Annotated in this window: 12 protein-coding genes; 9 read left to right on the forward strand and 3 right to left on the reverse strand. The window is 58.5% G+C overall.

Annotation, left to right across the window (positions count from 1 at the left end; all coding sequences use genetic code 11):
- Window positions 1–362: 362 nt before the first annotated feature.
- Together OMR58_RS07375 and OMR58_RS07380 are read right to left on the reverse strand one after the other, a co-directional pair.
- Complete coding sequence (locus OMR58_RS07375) at window positions 363–1,754, reverse strand: APC family permease (RefSeq protein ID WP_264545595.1); 1,392 nt, start codon at window positions 1,752–1,754, stop codon at window positions 363–365.
- A gap of 192 nt (window positions 1,755–1,946) precedes the next feature.
- Window positions 1,947–2,780: an AraC family transcriptional regulator gene (locus tag OMR58_RS07380; RefSeq protein ID WP_264545596.1), complete on the reverse strand. Its 834-nt coding sequence runs from the start codon at window positions 2,778–2,780 to the stop codon at window positions 1,947–1,949.
- Between the two features lie 169 nt (window positions 2,781–2,949).
- Between OMR58_RS07380 and OMR58_RS07385 the strand changes: the two genes are divergently transcribed.
- From OMR58_RS07385 to OMR58_RS07420, 8 genes are all read left to right on the forward strand, one after another.
- Entirely contained in the window at window positions 2,950–4,089 is a 1,140-nt protein-coding gene (locus OMR58_RS07385) for a tyramine oxidase subunit B (RefSeq protein ID WP_105594138.1), read from the forward strand.
- A 52-nt stretch (window positions 4,090–4,141) separates the two neighbouring features.
- A complete protein-coding gene (locus OMR58_RS07390; RefSeq protein ID WP_105594129.1) occupies window positions 4,142–4,564 on the forward strand; it encodes a RidA family protein in 423 nt (140 codons plus the stop codon).
- 27 nt (window positions 4,565–4,591) lie between these two features.
- Complete coding sequence (locus OMR58_RS07395) at window positions 4,592–5,884, forward strand: NAD(P)/FAD-dependent oxidoreductase (RefSeq protein ID WP_264545597.1); 1,293 nt, start codon at window positions 4,592–4,594, stop codon at window positions 5,882–5,884.
- A 2,102-nt stretch (window positions 5,885–7,986) separates the two neighbouring features.
- Complete coding sequence (locus OMR58_RS07400; RefSeq protein WP_264545598.1) at window positions 7,987–10,380, forward strand: membrane-bound PQQ-dependent dehydrogenase, glucose/quinate/shikimate family; 2,394 nt, start codon at window positions 7,987–7,989, stop codon at window positions 10,378–10,380.
- 159 nt (window positions 10,381–10,539) lie between these two features.
- Window positions 10,540–12,732: a TonB-dependent siderophore receptor gene (locus tag OMR58_RS07405; protein WP_264545599.1), complete on the forward strand. Its 2,193-nt coding sequence runs from the start codon at window positions 10,540–10,542 to the stop codon at window positions 12,730–12,732.
- A 37-nt stretch (window positions 12,733–12,769) separates the two neighbouring features.
- Window positions 12,770–13,771, forward strand: a complete 1,002-nt coding sequence (locus tag OMR58_RS07410; protein ID WP_444861303.1) for an ABC transporter substrate-binding protein — start codon at window positions 12,770–12,772, stop codon at window positions 13,769–13,771.
- A 142-nt stretch (window positions 13,772–13,913) separates the two neighbouring features.
- A complete protein-coding gene (locus OMR58_RS07415) occupies window positions 13,914–15,401 on the forward strand; it encodes an MFS transporter (RefSeq protein ID WP_264545601.1) in 1,488 nt (495 codons plus the stop codon).
- Window positions 15,402–15,426: 25 nt separating this feature from the next.
- Entirely contained in the window at window positions 15,427–16,014 is a 588-nt protein-coding gene (locus tag OMR58_RS07420; protein ID WP_105594123.1) for a TetR/AcrR family transcriptional regulator, read from the forward strand.
- A 40-nt stretch (window positions 16,015–16,054) separates the two neighbouring features.
- On the opposite strand, the gene OMR58_RS07425 is transcribed toward OMR58_RS07420, so the two are convergent.
- Window positions 16,055–16,687, reverse strand: a complete 633-nt coding sequence (locus tag OMR58_RS07425; protein WP_264545602.1) for an FMN-binding negative transcriptional regulator — start codon at window positions 16,685–16,687, stop codon at window positions 16,055–16,057.
- A 134-nt stretch (window positions 16,688–16,821) separates the two neighbouring features.
- Here OMR58_RS07425 and pdxR point away from each other — a divergent pair, with 134 nt between their 5' ends.
- Complete coding sequence (gene pdxR, locus OMR58_RS07430; protein ID WP_264545603.1) at window positions 16,822–18,303, forward strand: MocR-like pyridoxine biosynthesis transcription factor PdxR; 1,482 nt, start codon at window positions 16,822–16,824, stop codon at window positions 18,301–18,303.
- Window positions 18,304–18,462: the final 159 nt, after the last annotated feature.

The following is an 18,462-nucleotide window of genomic DNA, read 5'->3' on the forward strand; positions in this document are numbered from 1 at the left end:
ACATTCCGGCTCAATATTCATATTGAGTACTTTCGACTGAACTGATCATTAAGCAGAGACAACAATGCCATGAAGGTGCACAGCCTCTGCCGGGGATACCGGGCAATCCGCAGCGCTGAGGTGGAAGCAGCTGGCCAGGAGACACCGACAGGACGTCGGTGTCAGGCGAAGTCGGGTCAGGGAAGACCCGTCTTCGGCGGTCCGCCCGGCCGGATGCTGTAACCGAAGGCATCACGCAGCGCGTGACGCGAGGACCGACCGGGAACCCCGGCAGAGGCTGGGAACCGTGCACGATCTTGCCGCAATCCCGGCAGAAGCTGGGAACCCGGCACCGTACTTACCCGCGACCCCAGCCTGAACACTCATTCCACCCGCACCGCCCGACGTCTCCCCGACATCACATAACCGGCGCAGGCACAGGCCGCAATAAACCACGGAATAAACTTAATCAGCGCCGAATCACTGCCGCTAATCAACTGCAGATTATCAATCACCAACACAATCGTTATCAGCATAAAAATAATCGCCAGCAGCGGAGCCCAAAACACCTGCCAGGCACTGTTATCATGCTCAACGCGATAACGGAAAAACACGATAACCGCCGCCGAAACCCCCACCTGCAACATCAGAATCGCCAGCGTGGCAATGGCCGAACCGAAGGCAAAAATATGCACCATCGGGTCCATATTGGTACTGCCCATCCCCGCCAGCAGCAGCAGTAAAATCACGCTGTGCATATGACTGGCCTTGTGCGGCGTCCCGTTGGTCGGATGCGTCTCCGACAGCTCCTTCCAGATCAACCCGTCGCGGCTGATGCTGTAGATATAGCGCGAAATATTGTTGTGGAAGGCCAGCGTGGCGGCAAACAGACTGGTAATCAGCAGCACCGACATGGTTTCAACCGCCCACTGGCCGACGTACTGCCGGGTGATATCAAACACGAAGTTGCCGGGATCTTTACTGGCGATCGCCGCAATCTGCTCAAAGCCGTAAACCTGCACAAATGACCAGCTGGTGAAACAGAAGAAGGCGGTAATAATCACCAGCGCACAAATGGTGGCGCGCGGAATGGTTTTCTTCGGCTCCCGGCACTCCTCGGCATAGATTGCCGTGGACTCAAAACCGATAAACGCAGCGATGGAAAACACAAAGGCGATGCCGAGATTACCGTGCATAAACACCGATGGCTCAAATGAACTGAAATTCAGCGGGCCGCTCTTTTTCAACAGAATCATCACGTCGGTCAGCAGCACAATCGCCACCTCGGCCAGCATCAGCACGCCCAGCAACTTGCCGCCGACCTCAACCCGCTTAATGCCCAGCACCCAGGCGATGACCGCAAACAGCATGCTCAGCGCCCACCAGGGAATATGAGCCGCCAGATGCTGTTCCAGAAACAGGCTGCTGAAGAAACCGAGCATCGCCATAATTGCCGTCTGCACCGAGAAATAGGCCAGCAGTGCGAGCATGGAAGCCGATGCGCCCCAGCTTTCACCCAGCCCCTTTGAGATATAGGTGTAGAACGCTCCGGCATCGGTGACGTAGCGGCTCATGGTCAGGTAGCCGACGGAAAACAGCATCAGGATCAGACAGGCGATAATATAAACCACCGGAATACCGCCGCCGTTTCCGGTGAAAATCGCCACCGGCAGCCCGCCGACTACCCCGGTAAGGGGGGAGGCCGCCGCCACAACAAAGAACACCAGGGAAGAAAGTCCGAGGGTATTTTTTCGTAAACCGCTTGAGTTACTCATCGCCAGCGCCTTATTGCAGAGTGAAATCGAACCCAGAGAAGTGAGCTTTCTGAGCAGGAAACTGATATGCATCATTTCTCAGCGGTGAGGGCGGCGATAGAAAAAATCGGACAGCACGGCGGTGCAACAGCTGCACCATTTCAGTGCTACTTTCTGCTAACGGGTCGCTAACCTTGCGCTAACGACCGGGGTTCAGTGATGGCGAATACGACCGTTGTAGGACTCGTGCAGCGTGCGGCGCTGATAGTCCAGCGGCGTGGTGCTGACCAGCTTTTTGAACTCGCGCAGGAAGTGCGATTGATCGCTAAATCCAAGGTCCAGCGCGAGGTCGGAAAATGACACCGCGCCCTGCTGATGCAGGCTGTTCAACGCCGCCTGGCAGCGCATAATGCGGCCGAAGGTTTTCGGCGACATCCCGGTATCCTGCCTGAACTGGCGCTGAATCGTCCGGCAGGTGTAGCCGGTTAGTGACTCCAGCTGCTCAATGCGAATATTGCCTTTCTGCCTCAGGATGGTCTGAATACTCAGCCCGGTCACAGCAGACGTTTTGCGCACCAGTCGCGAGGTAAAGTGCTGATTAAACAACTCTATCTGCCGCGAGAACTGCGAATGGCGCAGGATCTGCTCGCAGGCCAGCCGGGCATCCGGCACCACATCCAAAAAGTTAAACTCGCGATCGGTTAACTCCTCCGCCACCAGGTCCAGAAAGTCCGGCACCACCCCCGGCGCAAAGCGTACGCCGAAGTAGCGATGATCGCGGATCAGCTCCGCGCTGCGCGCTTCCAACGTGGTGCCGCACACCCGCGCTACCGGCTTTACCGCATCACAGTCAAAAACGATATCCACGCAGCCGTCCGGGATGGCCAGCGTCAGGCTGGCGGAGTGCGCCACGTCAAAACTGTAGAAGTGAGCAATCGCCGGATGGCGGGAGGCCATCAGCGAGTACTGATGCGCCGCGCTAAGCACAAACCACGGCTGTTCCGGCTGGATGACGGCACTCTGGCCGCAGGCAAGATCGTGTGACATAGGCGGTTCCTGCATAGCAATGATGATGCTCAGTCAATGCAATCAGGGTGCCACTTCCGTTTTGGCGCGTTTCGGCGCGTGTCGCAAATATTCAATACAGCCCAGGCAACCGCACGATATTGATAAACGCAATTCCTGCGCTATCACCCGTTTTCCAGAGGCGACCGAGATGACCGACAACACCAGAATTGATTTTCTCTACCTTTCCGAGCAGGACATGATCCGTGCCGGAGTGACCGATATGGCCAGCTGTGTGGATACGATGGAGGAGATGTTTGGCCTGCTGTATCAGGGCGACTATCGTATGGCCGGTGCCAATAACGACTCCCACGGTGCGATGGTCACCTTCCCTGAAAACTCGCCGTTTCCCACCATGCCGAAGCCGACGGCTGACCGCCGTCTGATGGCGATGCCCGCCTACCTCGGCGGCAGCTTTTGCACCGCTGGGGTGAAGTGGTACGGCTCGAATATCGCCAATCGGCAGAAGGGATTACCGCGCTCGATCCTGATGTTCACCCTTAACGATGCCGACACCGGTGCACCGCTGGCGCATATGTCCGCCAATCTGCTGTCCGCCTACCGCACCGGTGCGGTGCCGGGGGTCGGTGCTCGCCATCTGGCGCGTAAAGATTCCCGAGTGATTGGCCTGCTGGGGCCGGGCGTGATGGGCAAAACCGCCGTTGCCGCGTTTCTTGCCGTCTGCCCGCAGATCGACACCATCAAGGTGAAAGGCCGCGGGCAGCGTAGCCTGGACAATTTCATCTCCTGGGTCACCGCCACCTGGCCGCAGATCGCCACCGTGCAGGTGGTCGATACCCTCGAAGAGGTCGTGCGCGGTTCCGATATCGTTACCTACTGTAGCTCCGGCGAGGTGGGCGATCCGGCGACCTATCCGATCGTGAAGCGCGAGTGGGTGAAGCCCGGCGCGTTCCTGGCGATGCCCGCACTGTGCAATATCGACGAAGGGATGGAGCGGGCCGACGTGCGCAAGGTGCTGGATAACACCGGCCTGTATCACGCCTGGTTCGAGGAAGTGCCCAAACCAGCCCACCACACCATTCCCGTTATCGGCGTGCGCTTTATGGACATGCTGGCCGCCGGACAGCTGGCCCCGGAACAGCTGGAAGACATCGGCAAAATCATCGCCGGGGACGCGCCGGGCCGCCTGAACGATGACGAAATTATCATTATGTCGGTCGGCGGTATGCCGGTTGAAGACGTGGCCTGGGGCACGGTGGTTTACCGCAATGCGCTGGCCAACAACATCGGCGTCAAGCTGAACCTGTGGGACAGCCCGGCGCTGAGCTGAACCTGTTTGCACGCTTCTCCCCCTGATACGTTTACCTGAATGGAAGAACAACATGACCAGAATCATCAAAGTAAAAACCGGATCGATCTTCGAAGAAAAAGCCAGCTACTCGCGCGTGGTGGCGGTCGATAACTGGATCTACGTTTCCAATACCGCCGGGCGCAACCCGCAGACCAAAGAGATCCCCGAGGACATTGCCGAACAGACGCAGCAGGTGTTTGCCAATGTTGAGCAGGCGCTGGCGGCGGTAGATGCCACGCTGGCCGACGTGATTTGTTCACGCCTCTTTATTCAGGACCCTGCCGATATCCATACGGTGATGGCCATCGTCGGCGAGAAATTCCGAGGCATCGACCCTGCCTTAACGGCTACCTGCCCGCCGCTGGGTTCCACGGTGTACAAAGTGGAGCTGGAGGTTACTGCTTACCGTGGAGCCTCTACGGCCAGCGTTGAAAAGCTTAACGTTTCTCAGTAATTCACTCAGCATAAGAAGGTGATGGCGATGGCTCCTGCGATAACGCCGGTACAAACGTCCGCGAACTTCCCGCCGCAAACCACGGTGGTAATTATTGGCGGTGGCATAGTTGGCCTGACGGCGGCGCTGACGTTGGCGGAACGAAATATTCCGGTGGTGGTACTGGAAAAAGGCCGCATAGCTGGCGAGCAGTCTTCCCGTAACCTCGGCTGGGTGCGGAAAACCAGCCGTCTGGCCGAGGATATTCCGCTGGCGCAGGCCGCCGATCGGCTGTGGGCGGAGATGCCTGCGCGGGTCGGCAGTGATGTCGGCTATCGTCAGGCAGGCATTATGTTTGCTGCCCGCACGGAGGCACAGATGGCGATGTACGAAGGCTGGTTGAAATCGGTCAGTTCTCTGCATCTGGATTCCCATCTGCTGAGCGCGCAGCAGATCGCCGCCCGGGTGCCTGGCGGCAGCAGCCAGTGGACCGGAGGGATTTTCACCCCCTCCGACGGGCGGGCGGAGCCGACGCTGGCCTCCAGCGCTATTGCCCGCGCGGCGATGGCCAAAGGGGCGGTTATTGTTGAGCACTGCGCGGTGCGTACGCTGAGTACGACAGCGGGCAGGGTCAGCGGCGTGGTGACCGAACGAGGTGAGATCCGCTGCGAGCAGGTGCTGCTGGCTGGCGGTATCTGGTCAAGGCGTTTGCTGGGCAATCTGGGTATTTCGCTATCGGTGCTGCCGCTGGTGTGTTCGGTACTGCGTACGAAGCCGATGGATGGGCCGACGGATATTGCCGTGGGTGCACCGGATTTCTCCTTCCGTAAGCATATCGACGGTGGTTTTATTGTTACTCAGCGCGGTGCGCTGGACGCTTCGCTGACGCTGGATCATTTTCTGTTGGGAACGCGCTATCTGCAGCAGCTTCGCGCGCAGCGGGATTTTCTGCGGATTAAAATCGGCACGCCGTTTGTCCGCGACCTGATGCTGGCGCGGCGCTGGCGGTCCAGCAGGCGCACGCCGTTCGAGCAGGTGCGGACGATGGACCCGCCGGTGAATGCGGGGCTGAATCAGGAGGCGCTAACCAATCTCAGGGCGGCGTGGCCGGTGTTTTCGCAGGCTGAAATTGCCGAAGCCTGGGCCGGAACCATCGACGTGACGCCGGATTCCAATCCGGTTATTGGCCCGGTGGCGAAGCTGCCCGGTCTGACGCTGGCGACTGGTTTTTCCGGGCACGGTTTTGGCACTTCACCGGCGGCAGGGCAGCTGGCGGCGGATCTGGTGTGTGGGGATGCGCCGCTGATCGATCCTGCGCCGTATCGGTTTGATCGTTTTTGAGGGTGCAGCCGGGGCGCGGATAACACTGCGCCGGGTACTCAATTTTTGCAGATGTTGCTGATAAAACCGCGCCGGGTTCCCAGCCTCTGCCGGGGCTTCCGGTCGGTCCTCGCGTCACGCGAAGCGTGATGCCTTCGGTTACAGCACCCGGCCGGTCGGACCGCCGAAGACGTGTCGTCCCTGACCCGACTTCGCCTGACACCGACGTCCTGTCGGTGTCTCCTGGCCAGCTGCTTCCACCTCAGCGCTGCGGATTGCCCGGTATCCCCGGCAGAGGCTGTGCACCTTCATGGCATTGTTGTCGCTGCTTAGCAAAAAGTTCAGGCTATGGCGTCCAGCACGGGAATTCGACAGAAATGTTCTTCTCTCACAGACAACTCAAGGGTCACGGCCTGCACCTGTGCCGGGTATGTGATGTCGGGGAGGCGTCGGTGGCCCGATAAATCTAGTCGCTGATAAAACGGTGCCATGTTCCCAGCCTCTGCCGGAGTTGCGGTAAGATCGTGCACGGTTCCCAGCCTCTGCCGGGGCTTCCGGTCGGTCCTCGCGTCACGCGAAGCGTGATGCCTTCGGTTACAGCACCCGGCCGGTCGGACCGCCGAAGACGTGTCGTCCCTGACCCGACTTCGCCTGACACCGACGTCCTGTCGGTGTCTCCTGGCCAGCTGCTTCCACCTCAGCGCTGCGGATTGCCCGGTATCCCCGGCAGAGGCTGTGTACCTTCATGGTATTGTTGTCGCTGCTTAGCGAAAAGTTCAGGCTATGGCGTCCAATAAGGGAATTCGGCGGAGGTGTTCTTCTATAAAAGCGTCTCAACCGTCCGTGCAGTCACTAAGGCTCCAGAAGATACAAACCAGCTGACCCCACCCCGGAACTAAGGATTGTACAAAATCTCCCACATAGGCTGTGCACTCTCAGGCCATTGTTATCGCTGCTTCGAAAACAGTTCGGGTTACGAGGTTCAGTACGAGAATTTAGCGGATATGTTCTGCTCTAAATACGTTTCAATAGTTATAGCCCGGACGAACCGCCGCCACGGCGTGCAATCTACAACGCTGAATGAAGAAAGGGCATCAGCGTGGCTCCGCCGCTTGCACAACGCCAATTTCCATTTGATGACTGGCACAGATGTTGTCCGATCTGAAGACAGCTCATGAGTCACAGCGCGGACGGGTTGTTGCTCCGACGGGCAATTTATAACGATGACTGAAGAAAGGGCATCAGGATGGCTCCACAGCCTGTACAACACCAATTTCGGTCTGAAGACACGATTTCACAAAACAGACGCTTTCTGATCTGAAGGCAGCTCAAAAGTCACGGCGCGGACGGGGGGCGGCCACGACGGGCAATCCGCAGCGCTGAACGGAGAGAGGAAGCCAGGATGTGCCCGCAGGACGCGGGCGCAAGGCTCGGTCGGCACACGGATGTGCCGTCTGAGCCGGTCCGACCGGCTGACGAACAAAGTGAAGGCACCGCGAAGCGGCGCGAGGACCGCCAGCCGGGGCGCCTCCCGTCCGCGCAGCCACTCAGGCACCAAACGATACAAAGCAGTACCCCCCGTCCGCGCAGCCACCCAGGCACCAGACGATATAAAGCAGCCGCCCCCGTCCGCGCAGCCACCAGAAGACACAAACCAGCATCCCCCACGCATCCCAATAATCCAATCGACATTATGCAGAGAGTAATACGGACGTTCTGAGGGTGTTTAATATAATTCCATAAGTTTTCTATAACGGCAGATAATTATTTAAAGAAACTATCAGTTTTATATTCGATCAAACTGTGCTGTTTCGGTATTTCATTTTTAATTTACTGTTTCACCGGGTTTTTGCGAAGTAATAACGGAGAGTGTTGCTAACAGGACGTTATTTACTCTCTGTATTTCTCTATGGCTATCTTTATTTTTATCTGTGAAATATATCCAGTAAAATATTCTCCTGCATTTAGTAAGGGCTATATTTTCGTGCATCTCACTGGTTTGAAATGTATCTTTGAAATTATGGTGATTATTTACCATATCTATGGCTTTCACTTGCGGACCGGCACATTCGTGTCGGTCAGAGTGGTTCTATTATTTTAATAATTAAAAAGGGATTCTTCTAATGTCATCTACAGGTGATTCAGGGGGGCGCGTGAATAAGTTTTTCCCAATACTGGTTCTGGTATTTGGATTGCTTACCGCCGTCACCGGGATTTATTTTCTCATTGGTGGATGGAAACTCGCCGCGCTGGGTGGGTCTCTGTACTATATCATCGCCGGTATTGCCTATCTGCTTCTGCTGGTTTTATTGGTGCTGAAAAAGCGCCCCGGACTGACGCTGTCGATTGTTATTTTCGTGGCGACGGCAATCTGGGCCTTAATTGAGGTCGGCGGCGTGGCTTACTGGCCGCTGATGGCCCGTCTGGTGGTTCCGGCAATTATCCTGATGCTCAGCCTGTGGGTATTCCCCGCGCTGGCGAAGGAAATCAGCTCGCGCAAACGCGCGGCGCACCTGAGCGGCTGGGGCGTATTCGTCTGCCTGCTCGGCGTGCTGGCCGGTGCCTTTGTGCCACACGGTAAGATCTACAATCCCGCTGCGGTTGCCACCCAGCCCGCTCCGCTGGAAGGGGACTATAAAGCGCAGGCAGATCAGGACTGGGATCATCTTTCCCGCAATGCCAGCGGCACCCGCTTTGCGGCCGTCGATCAGATCACCCCGGAAAATGTGAATAAGCTGCAGGTGGCATGGACGTACCGCACCGGCCGTATTCTCGAAGGTAAAGTGGCCGGAGTTGACGAAAATACCCCACTGCAGATCGGCAACGTGCTCTATACCTGTACGCCGCAGAACGTCGTCGCCGCCGTGGATGCCGATACCGGTAAGCCGATCTGGAAGGTCGATCCCAAAGCCGCGGCCACCTCGCACGTTACCTGCCGCAGCGTGGGTTATTACGATCTCGACAAAGATACGTCGCTGTCCAGCGAAGAGAAAGCGCAGGCACCGGCCGAGTGCCGCCGTCGCATCATCGCCACCACCATTGATGCACGTATGCTGGCGCTGGATGCACAAACCGGCCAGGCGTGCACAGGCTTCGGCAATGCGGGCACCGTCGATCTGCGCGCAGGCATGACCCCAACCGAGAACGGCCAGGCTTATCACCCAAGCGGTACGCCGGTGATCATGGGCCACCTGACCGTGTTTGGCACCTGGATACACGATCACTCGGATAACGACGCCTCGGGTGTCGTGCGTGCGTATGACGTGCGTAACGGCGCGCTGGTCTGGTCGTGGAATGCCGAGGAAGATGCACCTGATGCGGTGAATCACACCGGCGGCACGCCAAACGTCTGGGCGCCTGCGACCTACGATCGTGACCTGAATACGGTTTACCTGCCGACCGGTATGGGGCCGCCTGACTATTGGGGCGGTAAGCGCACGCCGTCGGCCGAGAAGTTCTCTTCCGCCGTGGTCGCCGTTGATGCCACCACCGGTAAGACGAAATGGATCTTCCAGACCGTCCACCACGACGTTTGGGATTATGACGTTCCGTCGCAGCCGGTGATGTACGAGATGAAGAATGAGGAAGGCGAACGCGTTCCCGTACTGATTCAGACCACCAAAATGGGCCAGATCTTCGTGCTGGACCGCCGGACAGGCAAACCGGCCAGTAAAGTGGAAGAACTGCCGGTAACCACCACACCGACCGGGCAGGATGATCATATGTCGCCGACCCAGCCGTTCTCGACAAATATGCCAAGCCTGGGCCTGTCGACGCTGAAAGAAAGCGAAATGTGGGGGATTACGCCATTTGACCAGCTTGAGTGCCGTATCACCTTCAAGTCCGCACGCTATAACGGCATCTATACCCCGTCGGCAGAATCCGACTATATCCAGTTCCCCGGTACGCTGGGCGGAATGAACTGGGGCGGCATCTCCATCGATGAACGTAACGGTATGATGTACGTTAACGACATCCGCATGGGCAAAGTGATGGCGCTGAAGACGGAAGAGCAGGCGAAAACCTATAAAGGCTCGCCGATCCGTTCAATGCTGGCCAAACCTTATGTCGGGCTGAAATCGGACTTCTTTATGTCGTCGCTGGGCGTTCCCTGCCAGAACCCGCCGTTCGGTACACTGAGCGCGATTGACCTGAATACCAAGAAACTGGTGTGGCAGGTTCCGGTCGGCACCGTTGAGGACACCGGTCCGCTGGGGATGAAAACCCATCTGCCGATGCCAATCGGCATGCCGACGCTGGGCGGGCCGACCGCTACGGCCGGTGGCGTCGTGTTCTTTGCAGGCACCCAGGATAACTATATGCGCGCCTTCAACAGCAAAACCGGCGAGGAGATTTGGAAATACCGTCTGCCGGTTGGCGCGACTGCGTCTCCGCTGGTGTACAAGTCGCCGCAGACCGGCAAACAGTACGTGGTGATTTCCGCGGGTGGCGCTGCGCACGCGGCGGAACTGGGCGATTATCTGATTGCCTTCGCACTGCCTGACAGCCAAAAGTAAGCGGTACTGAATGAGCCATTCGATGCCGCACTCCCGTGCGGCATTTTTTTATCCGCTTTATCTCTGAGACGACGGGGCATCAAAATGTGATCGCGATCACTAAATGACCACCCTATCGATCGTAATATAGTATTTTATATAACGACAGCTAACTCCTTAATGAAAAACATATTTCTCGGCGCGATTTTTGTCGCGCTGCCGGGCTTCGCCGCCCAAAATTCGGTATCAACCGCGTCCTCTGCCAGTACTGAAAAGCCCAGCAAAGAACAGCAAATCCTCGTCACCGCCAGCGCCCCCCGCGATTTGACCGATGAAAGTAAGGCCGGAGCCGGTTTCACCACCGCCGAGACCGATCTGGGTCCGCTGGGCAGTAAAGACCGGCTGGAAACGCCATATTCCACCACCACCGTCACTCATGAAATGATTGATAACCAGCAGGCGAAAAGCGTCAGCGAGCTGCTGAAGTATTCACCCAGCACCCAGATGCAGGCGCGCGGTGGGATGGACGTCGGCCGCCCGCAAAGCCGCGGTATGCAGGGCAGCGTGGTGTCCAACAGCCGTCTTGATGGCCTGAATATTGTTTCCACCACCGCGTTCCCGGTGGAAATGCTGGAGCGGCTGGATGTGCTGAACAGCCTGACCGGTGCGCTTTACGGCCCCGCCAGCCCGGCCGGGCAGTTTAACTTTGTCGCCAAACGCCCGACGGAGCAGACCCTGCGCCGCGTGACCCTGGGCTATCAGAGCCGCAACGCCTGGAGCGGACATATCGACCTTGGCGGCCATTTTGACGATGAGAATAAGTTCGGCTATCGCCTGAATCTGCTGGATGAAGAGGGGGAAGGCAACGTCGATGACAGTACTCTGCGGCGCAAGCTGGTGTCGCTGGCGCTGGACTGGAATATCAGCCCGGGTACGCAATTACAGCTGGACGCCAGCCACTATGAATTCCTGCAAAAAGGCTACGTCAGCGGCTTCAGCTACGGCACCGGCATCGACCTGCCAAAAGCCCCGAACCCGAATAACAAGAATTACACGCTGCCGACCACCGGTAACGATCTGACCACCGATACTATCAGCAGTCATCTGATCCACTACTTCGATAACAGCTGGTCGATGACCGCCGGTGTGGGCTATCAGCAGGCCGACCGCGCGATGCGTACCGTGTCGAACACCTTAACCAGCAACAGTGGAACCATCAGCCGCTCGGTGACCGACTCCGCCGCCGCAGGCCGCTTCCGCGTGCTGAGCAATATGTTGATGCTGAACGGTCACGTCGATACCGGCAGCATCGGCCACGATCTTGCCTTTGCCACCAGCGGCTACGTCTGGTCGATCTACTCGGCGAAGGGCAGCAGCCAGCGCTACAGCCTGGGCACCAGCAACTACTACGATCCGTCGGCAATGCAGGAACCGGGCGACGGGCGGATCATCAACAGCGGCGCGCGCTATCGCACCAGCGTGACCAGCCAGCAGAGCGTGACTATCGGCGATACGCTGACCTTTAACCCGCGCTGGTCGGCGATGGCCTACCTGAGCCAGAGCTGGCTGGAAACCCGCAGCTACAATAACCAGGCGGCGAAAACCGACCAGGTGAATGAAGACGGACTCAGCCCGAATCTGGCGCTGATGTATAAAATCACCCCGTCGGTGATGGCTTATATCAGTTACGCCGACTCGCTGGAGCAGGGCGGCACCGCACCGACCGGCCAGGGGGTGAAAAACGAAGGCACTACCCTCGATCCGTACCGCAGCGAGCAGTATGAAATCGGTCTGAAGGCCGACGTGAACGGCATGAACCTGGGGGCGGCGCTGTTCCGCCTGAAGCGTCCGTTTGCCTACGTTGACCCCGACGATATGGTTTACAAAGAGCAGGGCGACCAGCTGAATAAAGGGCTGGAGCTGACCGCCAGCGGCAATCTGTGGCAGGGGCTGAACGTTTACAGCGGCGTGACCTTCCTCGATCCGAAACTGAAAAATACCGTTTCTGAAGATACCAGCAACAAGCGGGTGGTGGGCGTGCCGAAGGTGCAATCTAACCTGCTGGTGGAGTACAACCTGCCTTCCATGCCGGAACTGGTTTACAGCGCGAATCTGCACTACACCGGCAAGCGCGCCGCCAATAACACCAACAGCACCTGGGCCGGGAGCTATACCACGCTGGATCTGGGCACGCGCTACAGCACCCGCATCGGCAATGTTCCTGCTACGCTGCGCCTGATGGTGAATAACGTCACTAATGAGCGCTACTGGGCCTCCATCTTCCCTGGCGATACCGACGGCAGCGGCAGCTCCGCCAGCGCCTTTGCCGGTACCGCCCGCGAGGTTCGCGCGTCGGTGACGTTTGACTTCTGATAACCGAGGGGCGCACCTGCGGGTGCGCCAGATAATGATGATTTCACGACTTCAACGGCGGGCGCTCAGGCTGCTGGCCATCATACTGCTGCCTGCCGCCGTCGCTGCGGCGGAGCCAGCCGGGCACACCACGATCCGCGTAGCCACGCCCTGGCCCGCGCAAACGGCAACGATTGCCATGCTCGGCTACAGCCAGAATCTGGTGGGCACTTCGGTGGTCGCGAAGCGTATCCCGCTGCTGCTGCAAAGCTATCCGGGACTGGCAAAGGTGCCGATTATCAGCGCCAACAACGGCCACGAAATCAGCGCTGAACAGATCATTGCGCTCGATGCCCAGCTGCTGATCGTGCCTGAAAGCATGCGGCTGGCCCAGCCGGAAGCGCTGACGGCGGCGGGCATTAACACGCTGATGCTTAAGTCGAACTCAATTACTGCGCTGCGCGAACGGGTCACCCGCACCGCGCAGGCGCTGGGGCCGGATGCGGTGGCGGTGGATGTGCGCTACCAGACGTATTTCGACCGCAACGTGGCGCTGATCCGTGAAGGCCTGAAGGATTTGCCGCCGAGCGAACGTGTCTCGCTGTATCACAGCATGGGCAGCCCGCTGACCAGCAGCGGTCGGCCTTCGCTTAATCAGGACTGGATGGATTTGGCCGGGGCGCGCAACGTGGCGGAACAGTGGTTCGGGCAGCGCAAAAACAGCAACGGTGAAGTGTCGCTGGAGCAGGTGGTTGCCGCGAATCCGCAGGTGATTGTGGCGATGAATCACCGCGATGCGGAAGAGATCATGCACTCCCCGGCCTGGCAGGGCGTGGCGGCGGTGCAGCAGCATCGGGTGTATACCAACCCGCAGGGCATGTTCTGGTGGTGCCGGGAAACCAGCGAAGCCGCGCTGCAAATTCTGTGGCTGGCGAAAACGCTCTATCCTGCACGTTTTACCGATGTTGATATGAATAAGGAAGTGTTTGATTTTTATCATGACTTCTTCGGCATATCGCTAACCCCCGACCAGGTGACGGCAATTCTGAATCCGGTCTGAAAGCCGGCTCATTAGCCGCTGGCGTAAAAACTCCTCTTGATTTTGAGCGGTTGCTCAAGTAATTTCCCGCTCTTGAGCAACCGCTCAAAATTGCAATGCGGCGTGCGGACTGACGACCAACGCCGCTCAGAGAGGGTTTCCAATGCACGTTAATAACCGCTGGCTGGTGCTGGCGATCGTCACCAGTACGCTATTTTTGATCGTCATTGATATGACGGTGCTGTACACCGCGCTGCCGCGCATCATGCAGGAGCTGAACGGCACGGCGGCGGAAAAATTATGGATTATCAACGCCTATCCGCTGGTGGTGGCCGGTCTGCTGCCGGGGGCAGGGATGCTCAGCGATCGCCTGGGCCACAAACGGCTGTTTATCACCGGCCTGCCGCTGTTTGCCCTCGCTTCCTGGTGTGCGGCGTTTTCACCCACCGCCGGGCTGCTGATTGCTTCCCGCGTGTTCCTGGCCGTGGGCGCGGCCATGATGATGCCCGCCACGCTGGCGATTGTGCGCCATGTATTTGTCGATGAACGCGAGCGGGCGCTGGCCATTGGCATTTGGGCCGCGGTGGCGTCCGGTGCGGCGGCGCTGGGGCCGGTTCTGGGCGGGCTGCTGCTGGAATACTTCTGGTGGGGATCGGTCTTTTTGATCAACGTGCCGGTGGTCATGGTGGTGCTGCCTTTCGCCTGTTGGTTAATCCCACACAGCGGCGGCAATCGCCAGCGGCCTTTCGATCTGGTGGGATCGCTACAAATTATGTTCGGTCTGGTTGGTGCGGTGTTTGCTCTGAAAGAACTGAGCAATATCAATGCATCGCTGTTTTCTGTTGTGGCCTCTGCTGCCGTCGGCGCACTGTTCCTGACTCTGTTCGTTCGTCGCCAGCAGCGTGCTGCGCAGCCGATGATCGATTTTTCGCTGTTTCGTAATGGCGGCTTTTCCGGTGGGGTGATGATTGCTATCGTTTCCGGGATTGCACTGACCGGCGTGGAACTGGTACTGACCCAGCGCCTTCAACTGGTTCTGGGGCTGTCGCCGCTGATGTCCGCGTTGATGCTGTTGCCGCTGCCGGTGGCGTCGGTACTGGCGGCTCCGTTGGCAGGTGTGCTGCTGCCGCGCTACGGTGAGCGGGCGGTGATTATGTTCAGCTTTACGCTCAGCGCGCTGGGGATCATCTGCCTGCTGGGATTATTTAGCAGCGCGTTGATATGGCAGATGCTGGCCCTGTTTGTAACCGGATGCGGCCTGGGGGCGATGTTTACCGCTGCATCTACCTCCATCATGCTCAACACCCCGGAAGAAAAAGCCGGGATGGTGGCGGCGATTGAAGATGTTTCCTGGGAACTGGGTGGCGTGCTGGGCGTGACGCTGCTGGGGGGAATGATGACGGCGGTTTACAGTTACGGGCTGGTTCTGCCGGAAGGGCTGGTCAGCGGGGAGGCGGCTTATGATAGCATTGACGAAGCGTTACGCATTGCCGCCGGAATGGGGGCGGAGCGTGCAGCTCAGCTGACGGGCCTGGCCTACGGTGCTTTCGATCGCGCCTTCCTTGCCGTGCTGGGCAGCGCCGCTGCGCTGCTGGTGCTGACTTCGCTGGTTCTGCGGCGGGTTTTGCGGCCGGTTCACTGCGTTAAGTAAATACAGAGGTCACACGGAATAACAGATGAAAGAAACTGCGGAAGAACTACGAGCCAGAATCCTGAGCGGCGCGATTGAATTGTTTATTGAGAAAGGCGTGGAAAAAGTGACCACGCGCGAGCTGACAGAGCATCTTGGCCTCTCCCGCAGTCATATCTATCACTACTTTCGTGACTGGCAGGCGCTGTGCCTGGAGGCGCTGACCGTATTTTTGCAGGCCGATTTGGATAATCTGAAAGCGAGGATCGTCGGTCAGCCCGCCAGGGAACAGCTGCGGATGCTGATGCAAACCTATCTGCCCGATGTGCAGGACGCGGTCTGGCAGCTTTACGGTTCGCTGTGGCAGCTGGCCATTCACGACGAAACCTGGGCAGCGCTGGCCCGGCAGATGGTGGATAAATGGCAGCTGCTGCTGGACGGCATTATTAACGCCGGTATTGCGGAAGGCGTGTTCAGCAGCGCCGATCCGCTCCGTACAGCCCGCCAACTGGGCGCGATGATCAACGGCTACAGCGACCTGCTGATCGTTGAACCTTCCGCCAGTGCACGCCAGCAGGCAACGGAAGATATTGAAGCCTTTATCGCGCTTGCGCTGCTGACACCAGCAGAGTAGCTCTGCGCCGCCGCTCCGCATTGACCCGCAGCGGGCCGGTTTAGCGTTTTTCCCTGCCCGCCGCCCGCATCGCTCCGGCAATCTCCTGCCGGCCGCGATCGTAGAGTGCCGTTACGGCACCTTCCCGGTCGGTGGTTTTCTTGTTCTGCCCCAGTTTCATCACCCCGTCAATTTCGCTGATGCGGATCTCAATTCCCACGACCGCTTTCAGCATGGCGCTGAGGAAATTTTCCGGCGCGTCGGAAAGCTGCCACGGCTGCGGCATCGCCGACTCCTGTTTCCGGGTCAGGCTGGCAATCATCTGGCGTAAAAAATCCTCATCGTCACGGAATGAGATGCGTCCACGGACGTGCACCGCCTGATAGTTCCAGGTGGGGACTTCACGGTGCGTTTCCTGCTTTGAGGGATACCAGTTGGGGGAGATATAGCCCTCCGCGCCGCGAAACACCACCAGCACATCGCTATCCGCTGCCACCCTTTGCCACAGCGGATTGGCGCGGGCGATATGGGCATACAGGCTCCCCATATCGCCCTCGCGCGGCTGAAACTCAAAAGGGATATGCAGTACTTCAAGTTGTTGCTGAGCGCTGACCAGCATCCCCAGCGGATACTCCGCGATCAGACTATGGAGAACCTCAGGCCGTTTTTCGCTGAAAAAAGAAGAAGGGTACATTGTTCACTCCTGGTAAACATGAAAGAGAACGGGCGTGGCTGGCTACTGACCTGCCGCAGAAGGTCGTGCTAAATTACGCCAATAGTGGCCTGCAATTAAGGGCCAGTATCACGCAAAATTACCAGGCCACAATCATGTCCAGAACCGTAGCAGTAGTGGAAATTCCCTCTATTGGCGAGTTAGATCGCCAGTCGGGGCAGCTCAGCCAGCAGCTGGCTCGGGCGTTGAAGAGGGCGATTCAGCGAGGGGAACTTAAGGCGGGCGATCGTCTGCCTTCCACGCGCGTACTGGCCGCCGCACTGGGGCTATCCCGGGGCACGGTGACCCTTGCGTATGAGCAGCTGATTGCTGAAGGATTTTTTCAGGCAGAGCGCGGGGCTGGCACCCGGGTAGCGAGCGATCTCACCCTGCCGGATAAATCACCTGCCGATCGGCAGCGGGACTCGGCGCTCCCTCCGCTTTCTGCCAGAGCGCAGCGCTTCGCGCGTGCCGCCGGGCAAATCTCACCGATGCCGGCCGTGCCGTTTGCGGTGTCGGTTCCTGCCGGTGACACGCTGCCTGACGATATCTGGCGGCGAATTGGCAATCGCATACGGGCTCGAGGCCCCGGTGCACCTTCCGGCTATGGCGAGCCCGCTGGCGCACCTGAACTGCGTGAGGCTATCGCCGAATACGTCAGAAAATCCCGTTCGGTACGCTGTCATGCCGGACAGGTCATTATTACCTCCGGCACTCAGCAGGGGTTGTATCTGGCGACACAGGTCCTGCTGGAGGAGGAGGATAAAGCCTGGGTTGAGGACCCGGCTTATCCCGGCATTACCTCTATTTTTGAGTGCCATGGTCGTCAGCAGCAGATGGTCAGAGTGCCGGTCGATGATGCCGGGCTGGATGTCGCAGAAGGGATTGCACGCTGTGCGGAAGCCCGTGCGGTATTTGTGACGCCCTCGCACCAGTATCCGCTGGGCATGCCGCTGTCTATGGCCCGCCGCAGCATGTTGATTAACTGGGCGAAAGAGCACCGGGCCTGGATCGTTGAGGATGATTACGATAGCGAGCTGCGCTACGGCGGCCATCCTTTTCCTGCCCTACAGGGGCTGGCTCCGGAGCAGGTTATCTACCTGGGGACTTTTAGCAAAATCCTGTTTCCGTCGCTGCGCCTGGGCTATGCCGTCGTGCCGGAAGGCATGGTGGACGCCTGGCGGGGAGCCCGAATGCTGATGGATCGCCATCCCCCAAACGCTGACCAGTACGTGCTGGCCCACTTTATGCGGGAGGGGCATCTGGATCGGCACATTCGCCGCATTCGTAGCGTGTATGCCGAAAAGCGTAGCGTACTGATCGCGGCGATCGCGCGATTCATTCCGGCGGATCTGGCGTCGGTGCAACCCGGCGATCAGGGGATGCACCTGCTGCTGTGGCTGCGGCAGGATCTGGACGATCGTCAGGTCGTCAGGCGGGCGCTGGCGTCGGGCGTTTCGGTGCGGGCCATCTCGCATATGTATGCTGATGCCAGCCGTCGTCCGGGGCTGATCCTCGGTCTGGGGGGATTCACCGGGGATGCAATGGAGCAGGCGGTACGCTGGCTGGCAGCCGCTATTATTGCGGAGGCCGGGTAGCCTGTCGTTCCGGCAGAGTACAGGCGGCGGGTTGCGAAGCCGCTCTGATTTTCGCTATCCGCGACTTAAAAAAAGCAATTTTCGCGATAAATTGGCGGTGTGGAAAATTTTATTTAATTATTACATGTATTTATGTTGATCACTAAAACAACCATTGTG

Origin of the sequence: Erwinia sp. INIA01 (assembly GCF_025947915.1) — a bacterium.
Classification (GTDB): Bacteria; Pseudomonadota; Gammaproteobacteria; order Enterobacterales; family Enterobacteriaceae; genus Erwinia; species Erwinia coffeiphila.